This is a genomic window from Aromatoleum bremense (genome assembly GCF_017894365.1).
Taxonomy (GTDB): Bacteria; Pseudomonadota; Gammaproteobacteria; order Burkholderiales; family Rhodocyclaceae; genus Aromatoleum; species Aromatoleum bremense.
In genome coordinates, this window is the sequence record NZ_CP059467.1 from 1,247,962 (window position 1) to 1,265,146 (window position 17,185).

Below are 17,185 nucleotides of genomic sequence, written 5' to 3' on the forward strand. Positions count from 1 at the left end.
CACTTATCGGTTGTTCAACTTTTTAAAGAACCGCTGCGATGCAGCGAGAAAGAGATTCTGACCAACTTTGCTGCCGCTGTCAACCCCCTCCGATCCCTTTCCTGCCAACCGGGGAGACTCCCTCTACCGCCACCTCGCACCGCACCGCACTGCCAAAACCCCCGGTGCCGCGAAGAGGGGCAAATTATAGACATTACACTTGGCCTGTCAAGCACCTTCTCACGCATCGCGCAAAATGCACCCTGCACCCTGCGACTCAATACGATGATCCGCCAGCGTAGTTCTCGAACCGTGTGCATTCGCCGATGAAAGTCATGCGTACCGTTCCGGTCGGCCCGTTACGATGCTTGCCGATGATCAGCTCGGCCGAACCCTTGTCCGGGGAATCCGGATTGTAGACCTCGTCGCGGTAGATGAACATGATGATGTCGGCATCTTGCTCGATAGCGCCGGATTCACGCAGATCGGACATCACCGGGCGCTTGTTCGGGCGCTGCTCCAGGCTGCGATTGAGCTGCGACAGCGCGATGATCGGTACGTGCAGTTCCTTCGCGAGCGACTTGATCGAACGCGAGATTTCGGAGAGTTCGGAGGCGCGATTGTCGGTGTCCTTCGTGCCGGTCATCAGCTGGATGTAGTCGATGACGATCAGGCCGAGCTTGCCGCACTGGCGCGACAAGCGGCGCGCGCGAGCGCGAAGATCGATCGGGTTGAGGCCCGGCGTCTCATCGATGAACAGCGGCGCGTCGTAGAGCTTGCCCATCGCCGCCGTGAGTCGCTGCCAATCCTCGTCGCCGAGACGGCCGGTACGGATTTTCTGCTGGTCGATTCGCCCCACTGATGAGATGAAACGTGTCGCGAGCTGCGTGCCCGGCATTTCCATCGAAAAAATCGCGACAGGCAGACGACAGTCGACGGCGACATGCTCGGCGACGTTCAGCGCGAAAGTTGTCTTGCCCATCGCGGGTCGGCCCGCGACGATGATCATGTCGGACGGCTGCAGGCCGGAAGTCTTCTCGTCGAGGTCGATGAGGCCGGTAGGCACCCCGGTCACCTCGAGCGGGTTGTCACGGTCGTACAGCTCCTGGACGCGGTCAACGACCTGCTTCAGGATCGGCTGGATCGACACGAAGCCGCTCGCGTGGCGTGCGCCGGCCTCGGCGATCTCGAAGACCTTGGCTTCGGCCTCGTCGAGCAGTGTCTTCGCATCCTTGCCGGAGGCGCTCAACGCGCTGGCGGCAATCTCATCGCCAACGGCGACCATCTTGCGCAGGATCGCGCGCTCGCGGACGATTTCCGCGTAGCGACGGATGTTTGCCGCAGACGGGGTGTTGTTCGCGATTTCCGCGAGGTATGCGAGCCCGCCCGCCTGCTCGGCTTCGCCGTTCTTTTCGAGCGACTCGAAGACCGTCACGACGTCCGCGGGTTTCCCCAGGTCGATCAATCGGGAGATGTGACGGTAGATGCGGCGATGGTCGTCCCGGTAGAAATCCACCTCATTGACGAGATCCGCGATTCGCTCCCAGGCGGCGTTATCGAGCAGAATTCCGCCGATCAGCGACTGTTCGGCCTCGAGCGAATGCGGCGGGAGCTTGATTGCGGAAATCTGCGGGTCGCTCGGACTATCGGAAAAGCGTCGCTTTGAAGTGGCCATCGGGGGCACCGGTCCTTGCGAAAAAGGGAGAAATTCTAGCGAAGCGGGGACGACGCTGAAAAGCAAAGGGGCTGCCGAAGCAGCCCCTTCAGGATCAGACTTCCTGCCGCAGCTTACTGCTGTTCGCCCAGCACCGAAACGGTGATCGGCACAACGATATCCGAGTGCAGCGCGACATCGATCTGGGAATCGCCGACCTGCTTGATCGGACCTTCCGGCATGCGCACGGCGCTGCGCTCGATCTTGAAGCCCTGCGTTTCAAGCGCATCGACGATGTCGATGTTGCTGACCGAACCGAACAAGCGTCCGTCCATGCCGGCCTTGCGGGTGATCTGCACCATCAGGCCTTCGAGCTTGGTGGCGATCGCCTGGGCTTCGGCCAGCTTCTCGGCGTGAGCGCGTTCGAGTTCGGCGCGCAGCGCCTCGAACTGGGCCATATTGGATTGCGTCGCGCGCTTGGCCTTGCCTTGCGGGATCAGGTAGTTGCGCGCGTAGCCGTCCTTGACCTTGACGACGTCGCCGAGCACGCCGAGGTTAGCCACTTTTTCGAGCAGAATGATTTGCATGTCCGATCTCTCCTCTTACTTGTGCAGATCGGTGTAGGGCAGCAGCGCGAGGAAGCGTGCGCGCTTGATCGCGGTCGACAGCTGACGCTGGTAGCCGGCCTTCGTGCCGGTGATGCGGGCTGGCATGATCTTGCTGTTTTCGGTGACGAAGTCCTTCAGGATATCGACATCCTTGTAGTCGACTTCCTCGATCTTCTCCGCGGTGAAGCGGCAGAACTTGCGACGCTTGAACAGACCGCGGTTGCCGCGATCATCCTTTTTCTTGAACTTCGACTTGGGCTTGAAAGCCATTTTCATTTCCTTCCAGAAATTCGATCTTGCTCAGGTGCAGCACCGGTACCCGACTGCGAAGACTCTTCGCTGCGAGAAAGCCGGTGGCCCGTATCCTCATGCCGGGAGAGGCGCCTGCCAGCACGCTGGCCAACTCGCCGACCGCGACCGCCTGCAGTTCCACCGAAACGTCGCGGGCGATGCCACCCTCGTCCTGTTTCGATTCGTGCGCGAGGCCGCAAGCGGCGATCGGCACTCCTGCCGGGGTTCGACGCAACGGCAGCATCTCGGCTATCCGTGCATCGAGGCGCAGTTCGTTCGCCCCGGGCTCAGCCACCTCAGGCGGATTCGGCCTCGGCCGGCTTCGCTTCGTCGGTGGCCGGTGCGGCGGTCAGCGAACGCGACTTCTCTTCCTTCATCATCGGCGACGGAGTGGTCACGGCGGCCTTCGTCTTGACGACCAAGTGGCGCAGCACGGCGTCGTTGAACTTGAACGCATGCTCGAGTTCGCCGAGGGCTTCGCCGTCGCACTCGATGTTCATGAGCACGTAGTGGGCCTTGTGCACCTTCTGGATCGGGTAGGCCATCTGGCGGCGCCCCCAGTCTTCAAGGCGATGGATCTGGCCATTGCGCGCGGTGACGATCGCCTTGTAACGCTCGATCATCGCCGGGACCTGTTCCGACTGGTCCGGGTGAACGATGAATACAACTTCATAATGTCGCATGCAGACTCCTTGCGGGTTGATGTCAGCTCCCCGGCATGCGGACCGGTGGAGCAAGGGAAAGCCCAGCAGGATAGCAGGAAAGGCGCAGGGAATCAAAAGGCACGATCCGACCTCACGCTGCTGTCAACGCGGTCGCGCATCCCAGATCTTCTGCAGCCGCTTGACCGACATCGGCATCGGCGTCTTCAGTTCCTGAGCGAACAGCCCGACGCGCAACTCTTCGAGCAGCCAGCGGAATTCCTCGAGCGCCGGATCGGTGACGCCCGCCTTGCGTTTCGCGAGCAGCTCGCGCTCGAACGGCTGCGCGAGCGAGCGCCAGTCGGCGGCGAGTTGGGCGTCGCGCACCGGATTGTTGCGCAGCTTGTCGAGTCGCACGCCGGCCGCTTTCAGGTAGCGGGAAAATTCCGCCAGGCGCTCCCACGGGAACGCGAGCAGAAAGTTCTTCGGCAGCAGTTCGCGCACTTGCGACTGGATATCGGCGGCGACCTCGGGAAACGCGCGCAGCCCGGTCAGCCGTTTCTGCAGCGCCGCGTGCTCGGCGATCAACGCCGCGGCGAGGCGCGTGAATTCCTGCGCGACGAGCGTGACGCGCGGCTTGGCCTCCGCGCAGCGCCGCTCGAAGCTTGCGGCGTCGGGTGGCAGCGGATCGAGCAGGCAAGTGCGCGCGAGAGTTGCGGCGACGAGTTGCGCCTTGAGTTCGGCCTCGGTGCCGAACGGGATGAACGCGAGCGCCAGGTCACGCAGGCCCGGCAGCTTCTCGATCGCCCTGACCTGATCCTTCAGCACGAGCGTGAAGAGCCGCGCGAGCCCCTTGCGATGGACTTTCGCCGCTTCCTCGGGCGTATCGTAGGGGCGCAGCGAAACGCTGTCGCCGTCATCATGCAGCGCCGGGTAGCCGATGACGTCATGCCCGGCGACCTTTACTTCAAGCAGCTCGGGCAGCGGGCCGAAAGTCCATGCCGTGAAGCCTCCCAGAGCTGGGGATGCGGGAGATGAGGGCGGCTGGCGCTCCGCGCCCCCCATGGCGGCGCCGGTTTTTGCGCGTGCGACGCGGCTCGCGGGAGGCGTTGCTCCGCGAGGCAAAGCGTTGGACTGCTTCGCCGCTTCGTGTTCCGGCAACGCGATGCGCGCCGCGCGGAAGCGCTCGGCGACCTGGTCGCGCAGCCTCGTGCGCAATTCCGCGAGGTTGCGCGACTGGCCGAGCACGCGGCCATGCTCGTCGACGACGCGGAAGTTCATGAAGAAATGCGGATTGAGGTTTTCCGGGCGGAAGGACTCCATCGGCAGCTTCAGCGACACGCGCTCCTCGACGAAGCGTTGCAGCGCGCGCAGCAGCGCTTCGTCGCCATTGAACTCGCCCGCCTCGAACTGTTCGACGAAAGCTGCGGCGCTGTCGGCGATCGGCTGCAGCCGGTGGCGATGCCTCTGCGGCACGGTGCGCAGCAGCGCGGCGGCCTTTTCCCCGAGCAGGCCGGGCACGAGCCACTCGCAGCGATTCGCCGGCACCTGGTTCAGCATCGCCAGCGGCACGGTGAGCGTGACGCCGTCGTCGGGCTCACCGGGCTGGTGAAGGTACGTCAGTTTCAGCTTCTGGCCGAGCACGTCGAAGCTCGACGGGAAGCGGTCGGTCGTGATGCCTTCGGCCTCGTGGCGCATCAGCTGGTCGCGCGTCAGGTGCAGCAGCTTCGGCTCGGCCTGCTCGGCCGTCTTGCGCCAGCGCTCGAAGCTCGCGACATCCACGACGTCGGGCGGGAGCTTCGCGTCGTAGAAAGCAAAGATCAGCTCCTCATCGACGAGCACGTCCGGCCGCCGCGACTTGTGTTCGAGCCGTTCGATCTCGGCGACGAGCCGCCGGTTGTGTTGCAGGAAGGCCATGCCGCGCGCCGGCCCCTCGGCGATTTCGCCCTGCACGAGACCTTCACGGATGAAGAGTTCGCGGCACAGCGCCGGATCGGTGTCGCGGTAGCCGACCCCGCGCCGCGGGTAGAGCACGAGCCCGTGCAGCGTGCCGCGCTCCCACGCGCGCACCGCTCCCGACGCCTTCGACCAGTGCGGCTCGAAGACCTGACGTTTGACGAGATGACCGCCGACCTCTTCCAGCCATTCCGGCTCGATCCTCGCGAGGCAACGGCCGAAGAGCCTTGAGGTCTCGACGAGCTCGGCGCAGACGATCCACTTGCCGGCCTTCTTTGCCAGCGCCGACCCGGGATGCGGCCAGAAGCGGATGCCGCGCGCGCCGAGATAGCTGCCCGCCTGCGGGCCGCTCGCGTCCTCGATCTTGCTACCGACGTGACCGAGCAGGCCGGTCAGCAGCGCCGTGTGGAGCGGTTCGTACTGCGCCGGTTGCTGGTTTTCCTTCCAGCCATGCTCGGCGCACAGCGTCAGCAGCTGGCTATGCACGTCGCGCCATTCGCGCAGCCGCATGTAGGACAGGTGATGGCGCTTCGCCCACGCTTTCTGCTTGGCTCCGGACTCGTGCCGCAGCACTTCGTCCCAGGCTTTCCACAGGTTCCAGTACCACAGGAATTCCGAGCGCTGGTCCTGCTCGCCGCCGCGAAATTTCGCGTGCGCCTGGTCGGCGGCGCCGGGGCTCTCGGGCGAGCGCTCGCGCGGATCCTGCACCGACAGCGCGGCGGCGATCACGAGCACTTCTTTGATGCAGCCGCGGTCGCGTGCGGCAAGGATCATGCGACCGATCTTCGGGTCGAGCGGCAGCTTCGCGAGTTCGCGGCCAATCGGCGTGAGCTCGCGGACTTCGCCGTCGCGGGATGGCTCGTTCAGGGCGCCGAGTTCGACCAGCAGCTGGTAGCCGTCGGCGATCATGCGCGACAGCGGCGCATCGAGGAAGGGGAAATCCTCGACTTCGCCCAGGTGCAGCGACTTCATGCGCAGGATCACGCCGGCGAGCGACGAGCGCAGGATCTCCGGGTCGGTGTGCGCCGGGCGTTTCTCGAAATCCGCCTCGTCGTACAGCCGGAAGCAGATCCCGTCCATGACCCGGCCACAGCGCCCGGCGCGCTGCTTCGCGGCCGACTGCGCGATTTTCTCGATCTGCAACTGCTCGACCTTGTTGCGATGCGAGTAGCGCTTGACGCGCGCGAGGCCGGTATCGACGACGTAGCGGATGCCCGGCACCGTCAGCGACGTCTCGGCGACGTTCGTCGCGAGCACGACGCGCCGCCCGCGCCCCGGCGCGAACACGCGCGACTGCTCCTGCGCCGACTGTCGCGCGAAGAGCGGCAGAACCTCGGTACTGCCGGCGTGGTGCGCCTTGCGCAGCGCCTCGGCAGCCTCGCGGATTTCGCGCTCCCCGGGCAGGAACACCAGCACGTCGCCCGGCCCGCTGCGATGCGCCTCGTCGACGGCGTCGACGATCGCGTCGAAGAGATCCCGCCCCTGTCCCTTATCGCGGCGCGCAGCCTCACGGCGCGGGTCCGTCGCGGGCTCGTCGTCGTTCTCGACCGGCCGGTAGCGCATCTCGATCGGATACAGCCGCCCCGAAACCTCGATCACCGGCGCCGGCTTTTCGGGCGTGCCGAAATGGCGCGCAAAGCGGTCCGCGTCGAGTGTCGCCGACGTAACGATCACTTTCAGGTCGGGACGGCGCGGCAGCAGCGTCTTCAGGTAGCCGAGCAGAAAGTCGATGTTGAGGCTGCGTTCGTGCGCCTCGTCGATGATCAGCGTGTCGTACGCGGCGAGCAGCGGGTCGCCCTGAGTCTCGGCGAGCAGGATGCCGTCGGTCATCAGCTTGATGTGAGTCGCCGCGCCGATGCGGTCGGTGAAACGGATCTTGTAGCCGACCGCCTGGCCGAGCTCGGATTTCAGCTCCTGCGCGATGCGCGTCGCGGTCGCGCGCGCGGCAAGGCGGCGTGGCTGGGTGTGACCGATGAGCCCCGCGGCGCCGCGGCCGAGCGCGAGGCAGATCTTCGGCAGCTGTGTTGTCTTGCCCGAACCGGTTTCGCCACTGACGATGACGACCTGATGCGCAGCGATGGCGGCGGCGATCTCGGCGCGCTTCTGCGTGACCGGCAGCTCCGGCGGGAAGTCGGGGCGCGGCAGCGCCGACTTTCGTTCGGCGAGGGCTGCGCGCGAGCGCGTCAGCAACGCCTCGAGATCAGCCTGCGCGCGCTCCCGCCGGGCGCCCTGTGCTCGTCCGAGGTCGCGGGCGAGGCGCTGCAGTCGCGGGCGATCGGCGCTCAGGCAGTCGGCGAAGGATTGCCGTTCGCCGGCGTGGGCGGAAAGCGTGTCTATGGTTTTCAATATCGGGGTTGCCGGACAATAAGCGCGTCCGACGCCGGAAGAGGGAAATCGTTCCGGACGAGCCGGCGAGGACGGCCTTTCCGGTGGCGAGGCGGGATTATGCCAGAACGCGGCGGGGCCGCCGCATGGCGTGGGGTGCCGCCTGGAACGAGGGGCGGGACCTGCCGCCCCGCGCCGTCGGCGGCGGGATCAGCCGCGCAGGCCGATGATCATGCTCATCGCGAGCGCCAGGACGACCAGCAATGCCATCCACGCGATGATGCCGGCCATCAGCACGAAAGTGCCCATGACCCGGGCCTTGCTCTTGTCCTCAAGCCTGAACAGTGGATAGACGCCGTGGTAGATCAGCGCCGCCGAGGCAACCCACGCGACCGCGACGACGAGTGCGTTGAACCACGTGATCGGGACGAATAGCGCGAGCGCCGAAATCCACAGCGGCGTCGGCGCGACGGCCGCGAGCAGAAACGCGTTCTGGTAGGTCGGCGTCGCATCGACAACGTCCCCCATCTGCTGGATGATCGACGCCATCAGCGCGACCATCGCCAGCTCGGCGAGAAAGAACGCAACGGCCGCGGCGAGCGCTTCGCCAACCGTGATCGCCGGCACCAGCTCCGGAAACACGCCTCCCGGCATGACCAGCAACGCATACAGCAGCATTACCGGGGGGACCAGCGACATCGGTATAACGAACGTCGTGAAAAGCTTCCTCACGCTGGGGTGGATCTCGATCAGGTACTGCCAGCCCTCCCGGTACGAATAGAACATTTTCGGAAGATTGTGCGTGTTCATCGTCGACCTCCTCGGTTCGCGTGACGAGACTGCAGTTCGACCGTCCGGGGCTGCGAAAAGTCCCGCCTTGTTTTCATTGTAGACAACCGCGAAAATCCGGACCTGCCTACGCCTGCCGCCGCGGGACTGTTGCCACGGGACTTGCCGACAACGGAATCGCTCGGTACCTTGCGTCGCTTGCGCGCTGTCCTCGCGTGCCGCCCGGCCGACTTCCCCCGCTCCCCCATGTCCCGACTCGAAGGCTTTCCGCCGGTCGCCGCTCCCGGCGCCCACACCCTGATCCTCGGCAGCATGCCGGGCGCCGCCTCGCTGGCGGCGCTCGAGTATTACGCGCACCGCCGCAATCTCTTCTGGCCGATCCTCGACGAAGTGCTCGGCATCGATCCGGCGCTGCCTTATGCGGAGCGCACGCAGCGCCTGGCCGACGCGGGCTACGCGCTGTGGGACGTGCTCGGCGCGTGCCGCCGGCACGGCAGCCTCGATTCGAACATCGAGAACGACTCGATCGAGGTGAATGATTTCGCGACCTTCTTCGCCACGCACTCGTCGATCGATCGGGTGTTCTGCAACGGCATGACGGCAGAACAATGCTTCCGCCGCCATGTCCTGCCGGGGCTCGGAGCGCGCTTCGAATTCGATGTTCGGCGGCTGCCGTCGACGAGCCCGGCGAATGCCTCGATCCCATATGCGGCGAAGCTCGCGGCGTGGCGGGAGATCGCCCGATGAGCGGCGGCGGGGAACGCAGGGTCGCCGTCATCGGCGGCGGGCCGGCAGGATTGATGGCCGCCGAAATGCTTTCGTTGCAGGGTCATGCCATCGACGTCTTCGATGCAATGCCTTCGCTCGGGCGCAAGTTTCTCCTCGCCGGCATCGGCGGTCTGAATCTGACCCATTCGGAAGCGCCCGACGCCTTTGCCTCGCGTTACCGCGAACGGAGGCCCGAATTCGAGCGGCTGCTCGCGACGTTCGGCGCGGCCGCGCTGCGCGATTGGGCACACGGGCTGGGCATCGAGACTTTCGTCGGCAGTTCCGGGCGCGTGTTTCCAGTCGAAATGAAAGCTGCGCCGCTGCTGCGCGCGTGGCTGCACCGGCTGCGCGGGGCGGGGGTGCGATTTCACGTGCGCCACCGCTGGATGGGCTGGCAGTCAGGCGACGCCCTGCCGACGCACGGACTGCGCTTCGCGACCCCCGCCGGCGAGCGCCTCGTCGACGCCGACGCGGTCGTGCTCGCGCTCGGCGGCGCGAGCTGGGCGAGACTCGGCTCGGACGGCGCCTGGGTGCCGTGGCTGGGCGGGCGCAACGTCACGGTCGCCACGCTGAAAGCCACGAACTGTGGCTTCGACGTCGCCGCGCAAGATTCCCGTCGCGGCGCGGCCGGCACGGGCTGGAGCGAGCATTTCCGCGCTCGTTTCGCCGGCCAGCCGCTGAAATCCGTCGCGCTGAGCTTCACCGACTCGCAGGGCGAGACGCACCACCGTGCCGGCGAATGCATGGTGTCGGCGACCGGCCTCGAAGGCAGCCTGATCTACGCGCTGTCGGCGCCGCTGCGCGACACGCTCGCGGCGACCGGCATCGTCGAACTGTCGATCGATCTCGCGCCCGGCCGCACGCTCGAACGTCTCACCGAAGAGCTGTCGCGACCGCGCGGCGCGCGTTCGATGTCGAGCCACCTGCAGAGCAAGGCGGGGATTACCGGCGTCAAGGCCGGGCTGCTGCGCGAGTGCGTGGCTCCGGATGCGTTCGCATCGCCCGCCCGGCTTGCCGCCGCGATCCATGCGCTGCCGCTCAGGCTGGTGGCTCCTCGCCCGCTCGACGAAGCGATCAGCACCGCGGGCGGCGTGGTGTTCGAGGAACTCGACGAAGGCCTGATGATCCGCCAGCTCCCGGGGGTCTTCTGCTGCGGCGAGATGCTCGACTGGGAGGCGCCGACCGGCGGCTACCTGCTGACCGGCTGCTTTGCGACGGGTCGCGCCGCAGGCCTGGGCGCAAGCGCGTGGCTGGCGAGCGCGACGCGAAAGTAGGGTGTTCCGCGTTCAGCCGCGCCAAACGTTGAACGCGGTGTAGCCGACCCACGCCATCAGCAGCGACCCTGCGACATGGACAAGCGTGTGCAGCGCGAGCCAGCCCCATTCGCCGCGCTGCATCAGATGCAGGCCTTCGGCGGAGAACGTCGAAAAAGTCGTCAGCCCGCCAAGGAAGCCGGTCGTCAGCAGCAGCCTGAGCGCCGGCGGCATCTCGGGCACCGCGTGGATCCACGCCAGCGTGCCGCCCATCAGCAAGCCGCCGAGCAGGTTCGCCGCGAGCGTGCCGAACGGGATGGTCAGGAACATCGGATTCAGCAGCAATCCGAGCCCCCAGCGCAGCCAGGCGCCAACCGCCGCGCCGGCACCGACCGCGGCGAACGCCGACACCGTCACCGGCGACGTCATCGCCCGCACCCGCCCCACATGGCCTCTTCGCCCGTCGGGATGTACGTCCGGAAAATCGGAATCGGGTCGATCGGCTTACCAGCCATGACATTCCTGTGCGTGCATGAGCGCCGGCATTCTACCGGACGCGAGCGGCGCAACGCTCTGCCATCCGCCGCGGCAATTCGATTTCAACCGGGTGCGGCGGTAGAATCGCCGGCTTCCGGGCATTGCACCCATTCTTCGAGACTTCATCCCGTGTCCGACACTCCGAAATCCGGCACCACCGCAGCGCCTGCGAGCAACTTCATCCGCAACCTCATCGACGAGGACAACCGGGGCGGAAAATGGGGCGGCCGCGTCGAGACGCGCTTTCCGCCCGAACCGAACGGCTATCTGCACTACGGCCACGCCAAGTCGATCTGCCTGAACTTCGGCCTCGCGCAGAGCTACGGCGGCGCCTGCCATCTGCGCTTCGATGACACCAATCCCGAAAAGGAAGAGCAGGAATACGTCGATTCGATCATCGAGGCGGTGCATTGGCTCGGCTTCGACTGGGGCGAACACCTGTATTTCGCCTCGGACTATTTCGATCGCATGTATGCGTGCGCCGAATACCTGATCACTTCCGGCCACGCCTACGTCGAATCGCTGTCGGCCGAGGAGATGCGCGCGTATCGCGGTACGCTGACCGAAGCCGGGCGCGAGAGTCCGTACCGCAGCCGCAGCGTCGAGGAGAACCTCGACCTCTTCCGCCGCATGCGCGCCGGCGAGTTCGCCGACGGGCAGCACATCCTGCGCGCGAAGGTCAACATGGCCTCGCCGAACCTGAATCTGCGCGACCCGGCGATCTACCGCATTCGCCGCGCGACTCACCACCGCACCGGCGACGCCTGGTGCATCTACCCGATGTACACCTTCGCGCATCCGATCGAGGACGCGATCGAAGGCATCACGCATTCGCTGTGCACGCTCGAGTTCGAGGACCAGCGCCCGTTCTACGACTGGCTGCTCGACGCGCTCGCGACCGGCGGCTTCTTCCCGCGGCCGCTGCCGCAGCAGATCGAATTCGCGCGGCTGAACCTGACCTACGTCGTGCTCTCGAAGCGCAAGCTGATCCAGCTCGTCGATGAACACCATGTCGACGGCTGGGACGACCCGCGCCTGCCGACGCTCGTCGGCGCGCGCCGCCGCGGCTTCACGGCGGCGGGCTTCCGTCTCTTCGCCGAGCGCATCGGCGTGACGAAGTCGGATACGTGGATCGACCTCAGCGTGCTCGAGGAATGCATGCGCGAGGACCTCAACCTCGCCGCCGAGCGCCGCGTCGCGGTGCTCGACCCGCTGCGGCTCGTCATCACGAACTACCCGCCCGGGCACAGCGAGCAGTGCGAGGCGCCGAACCATCCGCTCAAACCCGAACTGGGCAAGCGGCCGATGCCGTTCTCGGGCGAGCTGTGGATCGAGCGCGAGGACTTCATGGAAACCCCGGCCAAGGGCTTCCACCGCCTCTACCCCGGCAACATGGCGCGGCTGCGTTACGGCTACGTCGTCAGATGCACCGGCTGCGAGAAGGATGCCGACGGCAACGTCACCGCGGTGCTGTGCGAGTATCTGCCCGACACGAAGTCCGGCACGCCGGGCGCCGACAGCGTCAAGGTCAAGGGCAACCTGCACTGGGTGTCCGTCGCGCACGCGTACGAAGCCCAAGTGCGGCTCTACGACCGGCTGTTCGCCCATCCCTACCCCGGCAACCGGCGCGAGGGCGATCCGGAGGATTTCGAGCGCAGCTACATCGACGACCTCAACGACACCTCGAAGCTGACGATCCACGCGCGGCTCGAACCGGCCCTCGCAAACGCCCGGCCGGAAGACCACTTCCAGTTCGAGCGCCACGGCTACTTCGTCGCCGACCGCATCGACTCGACCGCCGGAGCACCGGTCTTCAACCGCACCGTGACGCTGAAGGATTCGTGGAGCAAGACCAAAGGATAAGCGGTCTGGTCCGGGAGCGGCTCCGCACGGCCGCCGGGGCGTCCGGCCGCCGCAGCCCGCGCCGCGGTTGCGCCGCCGCGGGCATCGGCGGATCATCTGCGAAAAATGCCGATTGAAAGCCGATGACTCCCCTCTTTCGCCGCGTCCGCGCGGTTGTCGTCACCCTCCTCGTCCTTGCCCTCGTCGCCACCGCCATCTGGTGGTTCACCCGCCCTAAACCGGTCCCGGTGCTGCTCGTCGAAGTCGGGCATGGCGTCGTCGAGGCGACGCTGTCGAATACGCGCGCCGGCGAGATCGAGGCCTGCCAGCGCACCAAGCTGTCGACGATCATCGGCGGGCGCATCGATTTTCTCGGCGTCGAGGAAGGCGACCGGGTCGAAGCCGGGCAGGTACTGATGCGGCTGTGGAACGCCGACCAGGACGCCCGGCTGGCGGTCAACCGCGCGCAACTCGAGACAGCGCGCAAACGCGTGCAGGAAGCCTGCACGCAAGCCGACAATGCCGAACGCGAAGCGGCCCGCCAGACGGAGCTCTTCCAGCGCAATTTCATTTCGGCGTCGCGCGAGGAGCAGGCCCGCACCGAAGCCCGGGCGCGCCGGGCCGCCTGCGAAACCGCGCGCGCCGACACACGCACCGCCGAAGCGCAGATCGAGGCGACCGCCACCGACCGCCAGCGCACCGTGCTGATCGCGCCGTTTGCCGGCACGGTCGCGAAGATCACCGGCGAGCTCGGCGAATATTCGACCCCGTCGCCGCCGGGCGTGCCGACGCCGCCGGCGATCGACCTCATCGACGACAGCTGCCTGTACGTCAAGGCGCCAATGGACGAGATCGACGCGCCGAAAATCCATCCCGGCCAGCGCGCCCGCGTGACCCTCGACGCGCTGCCGGGAAAGGTGTTCGACGCGACGGTCAAGCGCATCGCGCCCTACATCACCGCCGTCGAGAAGCAGGCGCGCACGGTGGATGTCGACCTCGACTTTGTCCGGTCGGGCGAAGCGCGCGGCCTGCTCGTCGGCTACAGCGCCGATGCCGAGATCGTGCTCGAGGTGCGCGAGAACGTGCTGCGCATCCCCACCGCGACGCTGCAGGAAGGCAATCAGGTGCTGCTTTATCGCGAATCGGACGGCACGCTCGAAGCGCGCGAGATCAAGCCCGGGGTGGCGAACTGGGACTACACCGAAGTGGTCGACGGGCTCGCCGCCGGAGATCGCATCGTCAGCTCGCTCGAACGCGAGGGCATCGAGCCCGGCGCGCGGGTCGAGCCGGAAAACGACGGACGCGCGGCGCGCTGAAATGCCCATGGCGCAGATCGAGCTCTCCAGCATCGAACGCGTATTCAAGCTCGGCGACAGCGAAGTCCATGCGCTGCACGCCGTGACGGTCGCGATCGAGGCCGGCGAATACGTCGCCGTGATGGGCCCGTCGGGTTCGGGCAAGTCCACGCTGCTGAACCTGCTCGGCCTGCTCGACCGACCGAACGCCGGCACCTACCGGCTCGAAGGGCGCGACGTGACGACGCTCACCGCCGACGAGCAGGCCGAAGTCCGCCGCAACCGCATCGGCTTCGTGTTCCAGAGCTTCCACCTCGTGCCGCGGCTCACCGCCGCCGAGAACATCGCGCTGCCGCTGATGCTCGCCGGCGTGCCGCCCGCCGAGCGCGGCCCGCGCGTCGCCGAGGCGCTGAAGAACTTCGGTCTCGACACGCGCGCCGGCCACCGCCCCGACGAACTGTCCGGCGGCCAGCGTCAGCGCGTTGCAATCGCGCGCGCGACGATCATGCGCCCGGCGATGATCCTCGCCGACGAGCCGACCGGCAACCTCGACCGCGCGACCGGCCAGGACGTCACCGCATTGCTCGAGGACCTCAACGCCTCGGGCGTGACGCTGATCGTCGTCACGCACGACCCGGTGATGGGTGGGCGGGCGCGGCGCCGGCTGATGATGGAAGACGGCGCACTCGTCGCTGACCTGCATGCGGACGCCGCTTCACCCGCCTGAATGACGCCCGCCGACACCCTGCGCTTCGCGACGCGCGCGGCCACCGGCTACCCGCTGCGCACCGCGCTGATGATCCTCGCGATGTCGATCGGCGTCGCCGCGGTCGTGGTGCTGACGGCGCTCGGCGACGGCGCGCGCCGTTACGTCGTCAACGAGTTTTCCGCGCTCGGCAGCAACCTCATCATCGTGTTGCCCGGGCGTTCGGAAACTGGCGGCGTCGGCCTCGGCAGCCTGTTCACGAGCACGCCGCGCGATCTCACGGTGCGCGACGCGGCGGCGCTGCTGCGCGCGCCCGACGTGCAGCGCATCACCCCGCTGACACTCGGCAATTCCGAAATCGCGTACGGCGGACGGCTGCGCGAAGTGCTCGTGCTCGGCACCAGCGCGGACTACCTCGGTATCCGCGGCTACCGCATGGCGCTGGGGCGCTTCCTGCCGCGCGAGGATCTCGAACGCGCGTCGTCCGTCGCGGTGCTCGGCGCGACGCTGCGCGACGAGCTCTTCGGCATCGAGCCCGCGGTCGGCCGCATGATCCGCGTCGGCGACCGGCGGCTGCGGGTCATCGGCGTGCTGGAGAAGTCCGGCCAAGGGCTGGGCATGAACACCGACGAGCTGGTCGTCGTGCCGGTCGCGACGGCGCAGGCGATGTTCAACACCAACACCCTGTTCCGCGTGATGGTCGAAGCCCGCAGCCGCGACGCGCTCGCCTCGGCCCAGCGTCAGGTCGAAGACATCATGCGTACGCGCCGCGACGGCGAACTCGACATCACCGTGATCACGCAGGATGCGGTGCTCGGCACCTTCGACCGCATCCTCGGCGCGCTGACGTTCGCGGTCGCCGGTATCGCCGCGATCAGCCTGGCGGTCGCCGGTATCCTCGTGATGAACGTGATGCTGGTCGCGGTCACGCAGCGCACCGCGGAGATCGGCCTGCTGAAGGCGCTCGGCGCGACCGGTCGCAATATCCGGCTTGCTTTTCTCGCCGAAGCGGCGCTGCTGTCACTCGCCGGTGCGCTCGCCGGCCTCGCGCTCGGGCACCTCGGCGCGTGGGGGCTGCGGCTCGCGTTCCCGGTGCTGCCGGCCTGGCCGCCGGACTGGGCCGTGTATGCCGGGCTCGGCACGGCAATCGTGACCGGCGTCCTGTTCGGCGTGATGCCGGCGCGCCGCGCCGCGCGCCTCGACCCGGTGCAGGCGCTGGCGAAGCGATGAGCCTCGCCGACTTCCTCCAGCTCGCGCTGCGCTCGCTCGTCGCCCACCGGCTGCGCAGCTTCCTGACGCTGCTCGGCATCGGCGTCGGCATCGCCGCGGTGATCCTGCTGACCTCGATCGGCGAAGGCCTGCACCAGTTCGTGCTCAAGGAATTCACGCAGTTCGGCACCAACATCATCCAGGTCACGCCGGGCCGGCAGGGCGCGCGCGGTGGCCCGCCCGGGCTGCCGAGCACGACGCGCGAGCTCACGCTCGACGACGCCGCCGCGATCGCGCGCCTGCCGCTCGTCACCGGCATGACGCCGATCGTGTACGGCAACTCGGAGGTATCCGCGGCCGGGCGGGTGCGGCGCACCAGCATCTACGGCGTCGGCGCCGAGATGGACCAGCTCTTCTCGATGCGGGTCGGCATCGGCCGCTTCCTGCCGCCGGACGATCCGACCGGCGCGCGCGCCTTCGTCGTGCTCGGCGCGAAGCTCAAGCGCGAGCTGTTCGGCAATGCGAACGCGCTCGGCGAACGGCTGCGCATCGGCGGCGAGCGCTACCGCGTCATCGGCGTCATGGCGGAGAAAGGCCAGTTCCTCGGCGTCGATCTCGACGACACCGCCTACATTCCGACGGCGCGCGCGCTCGCACTGTACAACCGCGAAGGGCTGATGGAGATCAACGTCACCTACGCGGAGACGACGCCGGCTGCGGCCGTGGCGGAGGCGATCCGCACGCTGCTGGCCGCGCGCCACGGCCAGGACGACGTAACGCTGACGACGCAGGAAGACATGCTCGCGCGGCTGTCGAACATCCTCGGCATTCTCACTGCAGCGGTCGGCGCGCTCGGCGGCATCTCGCTCGCCGTCGGCGGTGTCGGCATCGTCACGATCATGACGATCGCGGTCACCGAGCGCACGAACGAGATCGGCCTGCTCGTCGCGCTCGGCGCGCGGCGCGCGACGATACTCGGCCTCTTCCTCGGCGAAGCGGTCGCGCTGGCCGCGATCGGCGGCGCGCTCGGCCTCCTCGCCGGAGCCGGGCTCGCGCAGCTCGTCGGGCTGCTCGTACCGGCGCTGCCAGTGCGCACACCGTGGCATTTCGTCGTCGTCGCCGAAGTGCTCGCGATCGCCATCGGCCTGCTCGCCGGCGTGCTGCCGGCGCGCAAGGCAGCGCGGCTCGATCCGGTCGAAGCGCTGCGGGCCGAATAGAAACAGCGCAACGGCTGAAGCGCAGGCGAAGCGCTTGTCCCCGGCAGTTTCATTGCGGCAGATCAAACGTCTGCGATCAGCCGCAGCGACCGCCTGCCACGACGGCTAGAGTGAA

At 67.3% G+C, this 17,185-nt stretch carries 15 protein-coding genes; 7 read left to right on the forward strand and 8 right to left on the reverse strand.

Annotation, left to right across the window (positions count from 1 at the left end; translation table 11 throughout):
• Positions 1 to 256 precede the first annotated feature (256 nt).
• The 7 genes from dnaB to pbN1_RS05985 form a co-directional block, all read right to left on the reverse strand.
• Positions 257 to 1,654, reverse strand: a complete 1,398-nt coding sequence (gene dnaB / locus pbN1_RS05955; RefSeq protein WP_210147670.1) for a replicative DNA helicase — start codon at positions 1,652 to 1,654, stop codon at positions 257 to 259.
• A 113-nt stretch (positions 1,655 to 1,767) separates the two neighbouring features.
• A complete protein-coding gene (gene rplI / locus pbN1_RS05960; protein ID WP_169199725.1) occupies positions 1,768 to 2,220 on the reverse strand; it encodes a 50S ribosomal protein L9 in 453 nt (150 codons plus the stop codon).
• Positions 2,221 to 2,235: 15 nt separating this feature from the next.
• The gene (gene rpsR / locus pbN1_RS05965) at positions 2,236 to 2,511 is read right to left on the reverse strand and encodes a 30S ribosomal protein S18 (RefSeq protein WP_053421062.1); all 276 of its coding nucleotides are present in this window, start codon (positions 2,509 to 2,511) and stop codon (positions 2,236 to 2,238) included.
• Complete coding sequence (gene priB / locus pbN1_RS05970) at positions 2,471 to 2,827, reverse strand: primosomal replication protein N (RefSeq protein ID WP_169203760.1); 357 nt, start codon at positions 2,825 to 2,827, stop codon at positions 2,471 to 2,473. The genes rpsR and priB overlap by 41 nt, the downstream gene beginning before the upstream one ends.
• 1 nt (position 2,828) lies before the next feature.
• Entirely contained in the window at positions 2,829 to 3,215 is a 387-nt protein-coding gene (gene rpsF, locus pbN1_RS05975; RefSeq protein ID WP_011238126.1) for a 30S ribosomal protein S6, read from the reverse strand.
• A gap of 123 nt (positions 3,216 to 3,338) precedes the next feature.
• The gene (gene hrpA, locus pbN1_RS05980; protein WP_169203774.1) at positions 3,339 to 7,415 is read right to left on the reverse strand and encodes an ATP-dependent RNA helicase HrpA; all 4,077 of its coding nucleotides are present in this window, start codon (positions 7,413 to 7,415) and stop codon (positions 3,339 to 3,341) included.
• 249 nt (positions 7,416 to 7,664) lie between these two features.
• Positions 7,665 to 8,264 (reverse strand): Yip1 family protein, encoded by a 600-nt coding sequence (locus pbN1_RS05985; RefSeq protein ID WP_169203761.1) that lies wholly within the window; start codon positions 8,262 to 8,264, stop codon positions 7,665 to 7,667.
• Positions 8,265 to 8,489: 225 nt separating this feature from the next.
• Between pbN1_RS05985 and pbN1_RS05990 the strand changes: the two genes are divergently transcribed.
• Positions 8,490 to 8,990 (forward strand): DNA-deoxyinosine glycosylase, encoded by a 501-nt coding sequence (locus pbN1_RS05990; RefSeq protein WP_169203762.1) that lies wholly within the window; start codon positions 8,490 to 8,492, stop codon positions 8,988 to 8,990.
• Complete coding sequence (locus pbN1_RS05995) at positions 8,987 to 10,285, forward strand: TIGR03862 family flavoprotein (protein WP_169203763.1); 1,299 nt, start codon at positions 8,987 to 8,989, stop codon at positions 10,283 to 10,285. Before pbN1_RS05990 ends, pbN1_RS05995 begins: the two co-directional genes overlap by 4 nt.
• Before the next feature lie 12 nt (positions 10,286 to 10,297).
• Here the strand turns inward: pbN1_RS05995 and crcB are convergent, their stop codons facing one another.
• Positions 10,298 to 10,693: a fluoride efflux transporter CrcB gene (gene crcB / locus pbN1_RS06000; RefSeq protein WP_211161518.1), complete on the reverse strand. Its 396-nt coding sequence runs from the start codon at positions 10,691 to 10,693 to the stop codon at positions 10,298 to 10,300.
• Between the two features lie 237 nt (positions 10,694 to 10,930).
• Here crcB and pbN1_RS06005 point away from each other — a divergent pair, with 237 nt between their 5' ends.
• From pbN1_RS06005 to pbN1_RS06025, 5 genes are all read left to right on the forward strand, one after another.
• Positions 10,931 to 12,664 carry a glutamine--tRNA ligase/YqeY domain fusion protein gene (locus pbN1_RS06005; RefSeq protein WP_169203764.1) on the forward strand — a complete coding sequence of 578 codons (1,734 nt, stop codon included), beginning with the start codon at positions 10,931 to 10,933 and terminating at the stop codon, positions 12,662 to 12,664.
• 122 nt (positions 12,665 to 12,786) lie between these two features.
• Complete coding sequence (locus pbN1_RS06010; protein ID WP_169203765.1) at positions 12,787 to 13,959, forward strand: efflux RND transporter periplasmic adaptor subunit; 1,173 nt, start codon at positions 12,787 to 12,789, stop codon at positions 13,957 to 13,959.
• A gap of 7 nt (positions 13,960 to 13,966) precedes the next feature.
• Complete coding sequence (locus pbN1_RS06015) at positions 13,967 to 14,665, forward strand: ABC transporter ATP-binding protein (RefSeq protein WP_169203766.1); 699 nt, start codon at positions 13,967 to 13,969, stop codon at positions 14,663 to 14,665.
• Positions 14,666 to 15,874: an ABC transporter permease gene (locus pbN1_RS06020; RefSeq protein WP_169119066.1), complete on the forward strand. Its 1,209-nt coding sequence runs from the start codon at positions 14,666 to 14,668 to the stop codon at positions 15,872 to 15,874.
• A complete protein-coding gene (locus tag pbN1_RS06025) occupies positions 15,871 to 17,070 on the forward strand; it encodes an ABC transporter permease (protein WP_169203767.1) in 1,200 nt (399 codons plus the stop codon). The genes pbN1_RS06020 and pbN1_RS06025 overlap by 4 nt, the downstream gene beginning before the upstream one ends.
• The last annotated feature ends 115 nt before the right edge of the window (positions 17,071 to 17,185 follow it).

Coding starts and splice junctions, on each gene's coding strand:
- pbN1_RS05995 (WP_169203763.1), top strand. CDS start 8,987: ATGAGCGGCGGCGGGGAACGCAGGGTCGCCGTCATCGGCGGCGGGCCG.
- pbN1_RS06020 (WP_169119066.1), top strand. CDS start 14,666: ATGACGCCCGCCGACACCCTGCGCTTCGCGACGCGCGCGGCCACCGGC.
- pbN1_RS06015 (WP_169203766.1), top strand. CDS start 13,967: ATGGCGCAGATCGAGCTCTCCAGCATCGAACGCGTATTCAAGCTCGGC.
- crcB (WP_211161518.1), bottom strand. CDS start 10,693: ATGACGTCGCCGGTGACGGTGTCGGCGTTCGCCGCGGTCGGTGCCGGC.
- dnaB (WP_210147670.1), bottom strand. CDS start 1,654: ATGGCCACTTCAAAGCGACGCTTTTCCGATAGTCCGAGCGACCCGCAG.
- pbN1_RS05990 (WP_169203762.1), top strand. CDS start 8,490: ATGTCCCGACTCGAAGGCTTTCCGCCGGTCGCCGCTCCCGGCGCCCAC.
- pbN1_RS06010 (WP_169203765.1), top strand. CDS start 12,787: ATGACTCCCCTCTTTCGCCGCGTCCGCGCGGTTGTCGTCACCCTCCTC.
- pbN1_RS06025 (WP_169203767.1), top strand. CDS start 15,871: ATGAGCCTCGCCGACTTCCTCCAGCTCGCGCTGCGCTCGCTCGTCGCC.
- rplI (WP_169199725.1), bottom strand. CDS start 2,220: ATGCAAATCATTCTGCTCGAAAAAGTGGCTAACCTCGGCGTGCTCGGC.
- rpsR (WP_053421062.1), bottom strand. CDS start 2,511: ATGGCTTTCAAGCCCAAGTCGAAGTTCAAGAAAAAGGATGATCGCGGC.
- pbN1_RS05985 (WP_169203761.1), bottom strand. CDS start 8,264: ATGAACACGCACAATCTTCCGAAAATGTTCTATTCGTACCGGGAGGGC.
- rpsF (WP_011238126.1), bottom strand. CDS start 3,215: ATGCGACATTATGAAGTTGTATTCATCGTTCACCCGGACCAGTCGGAA.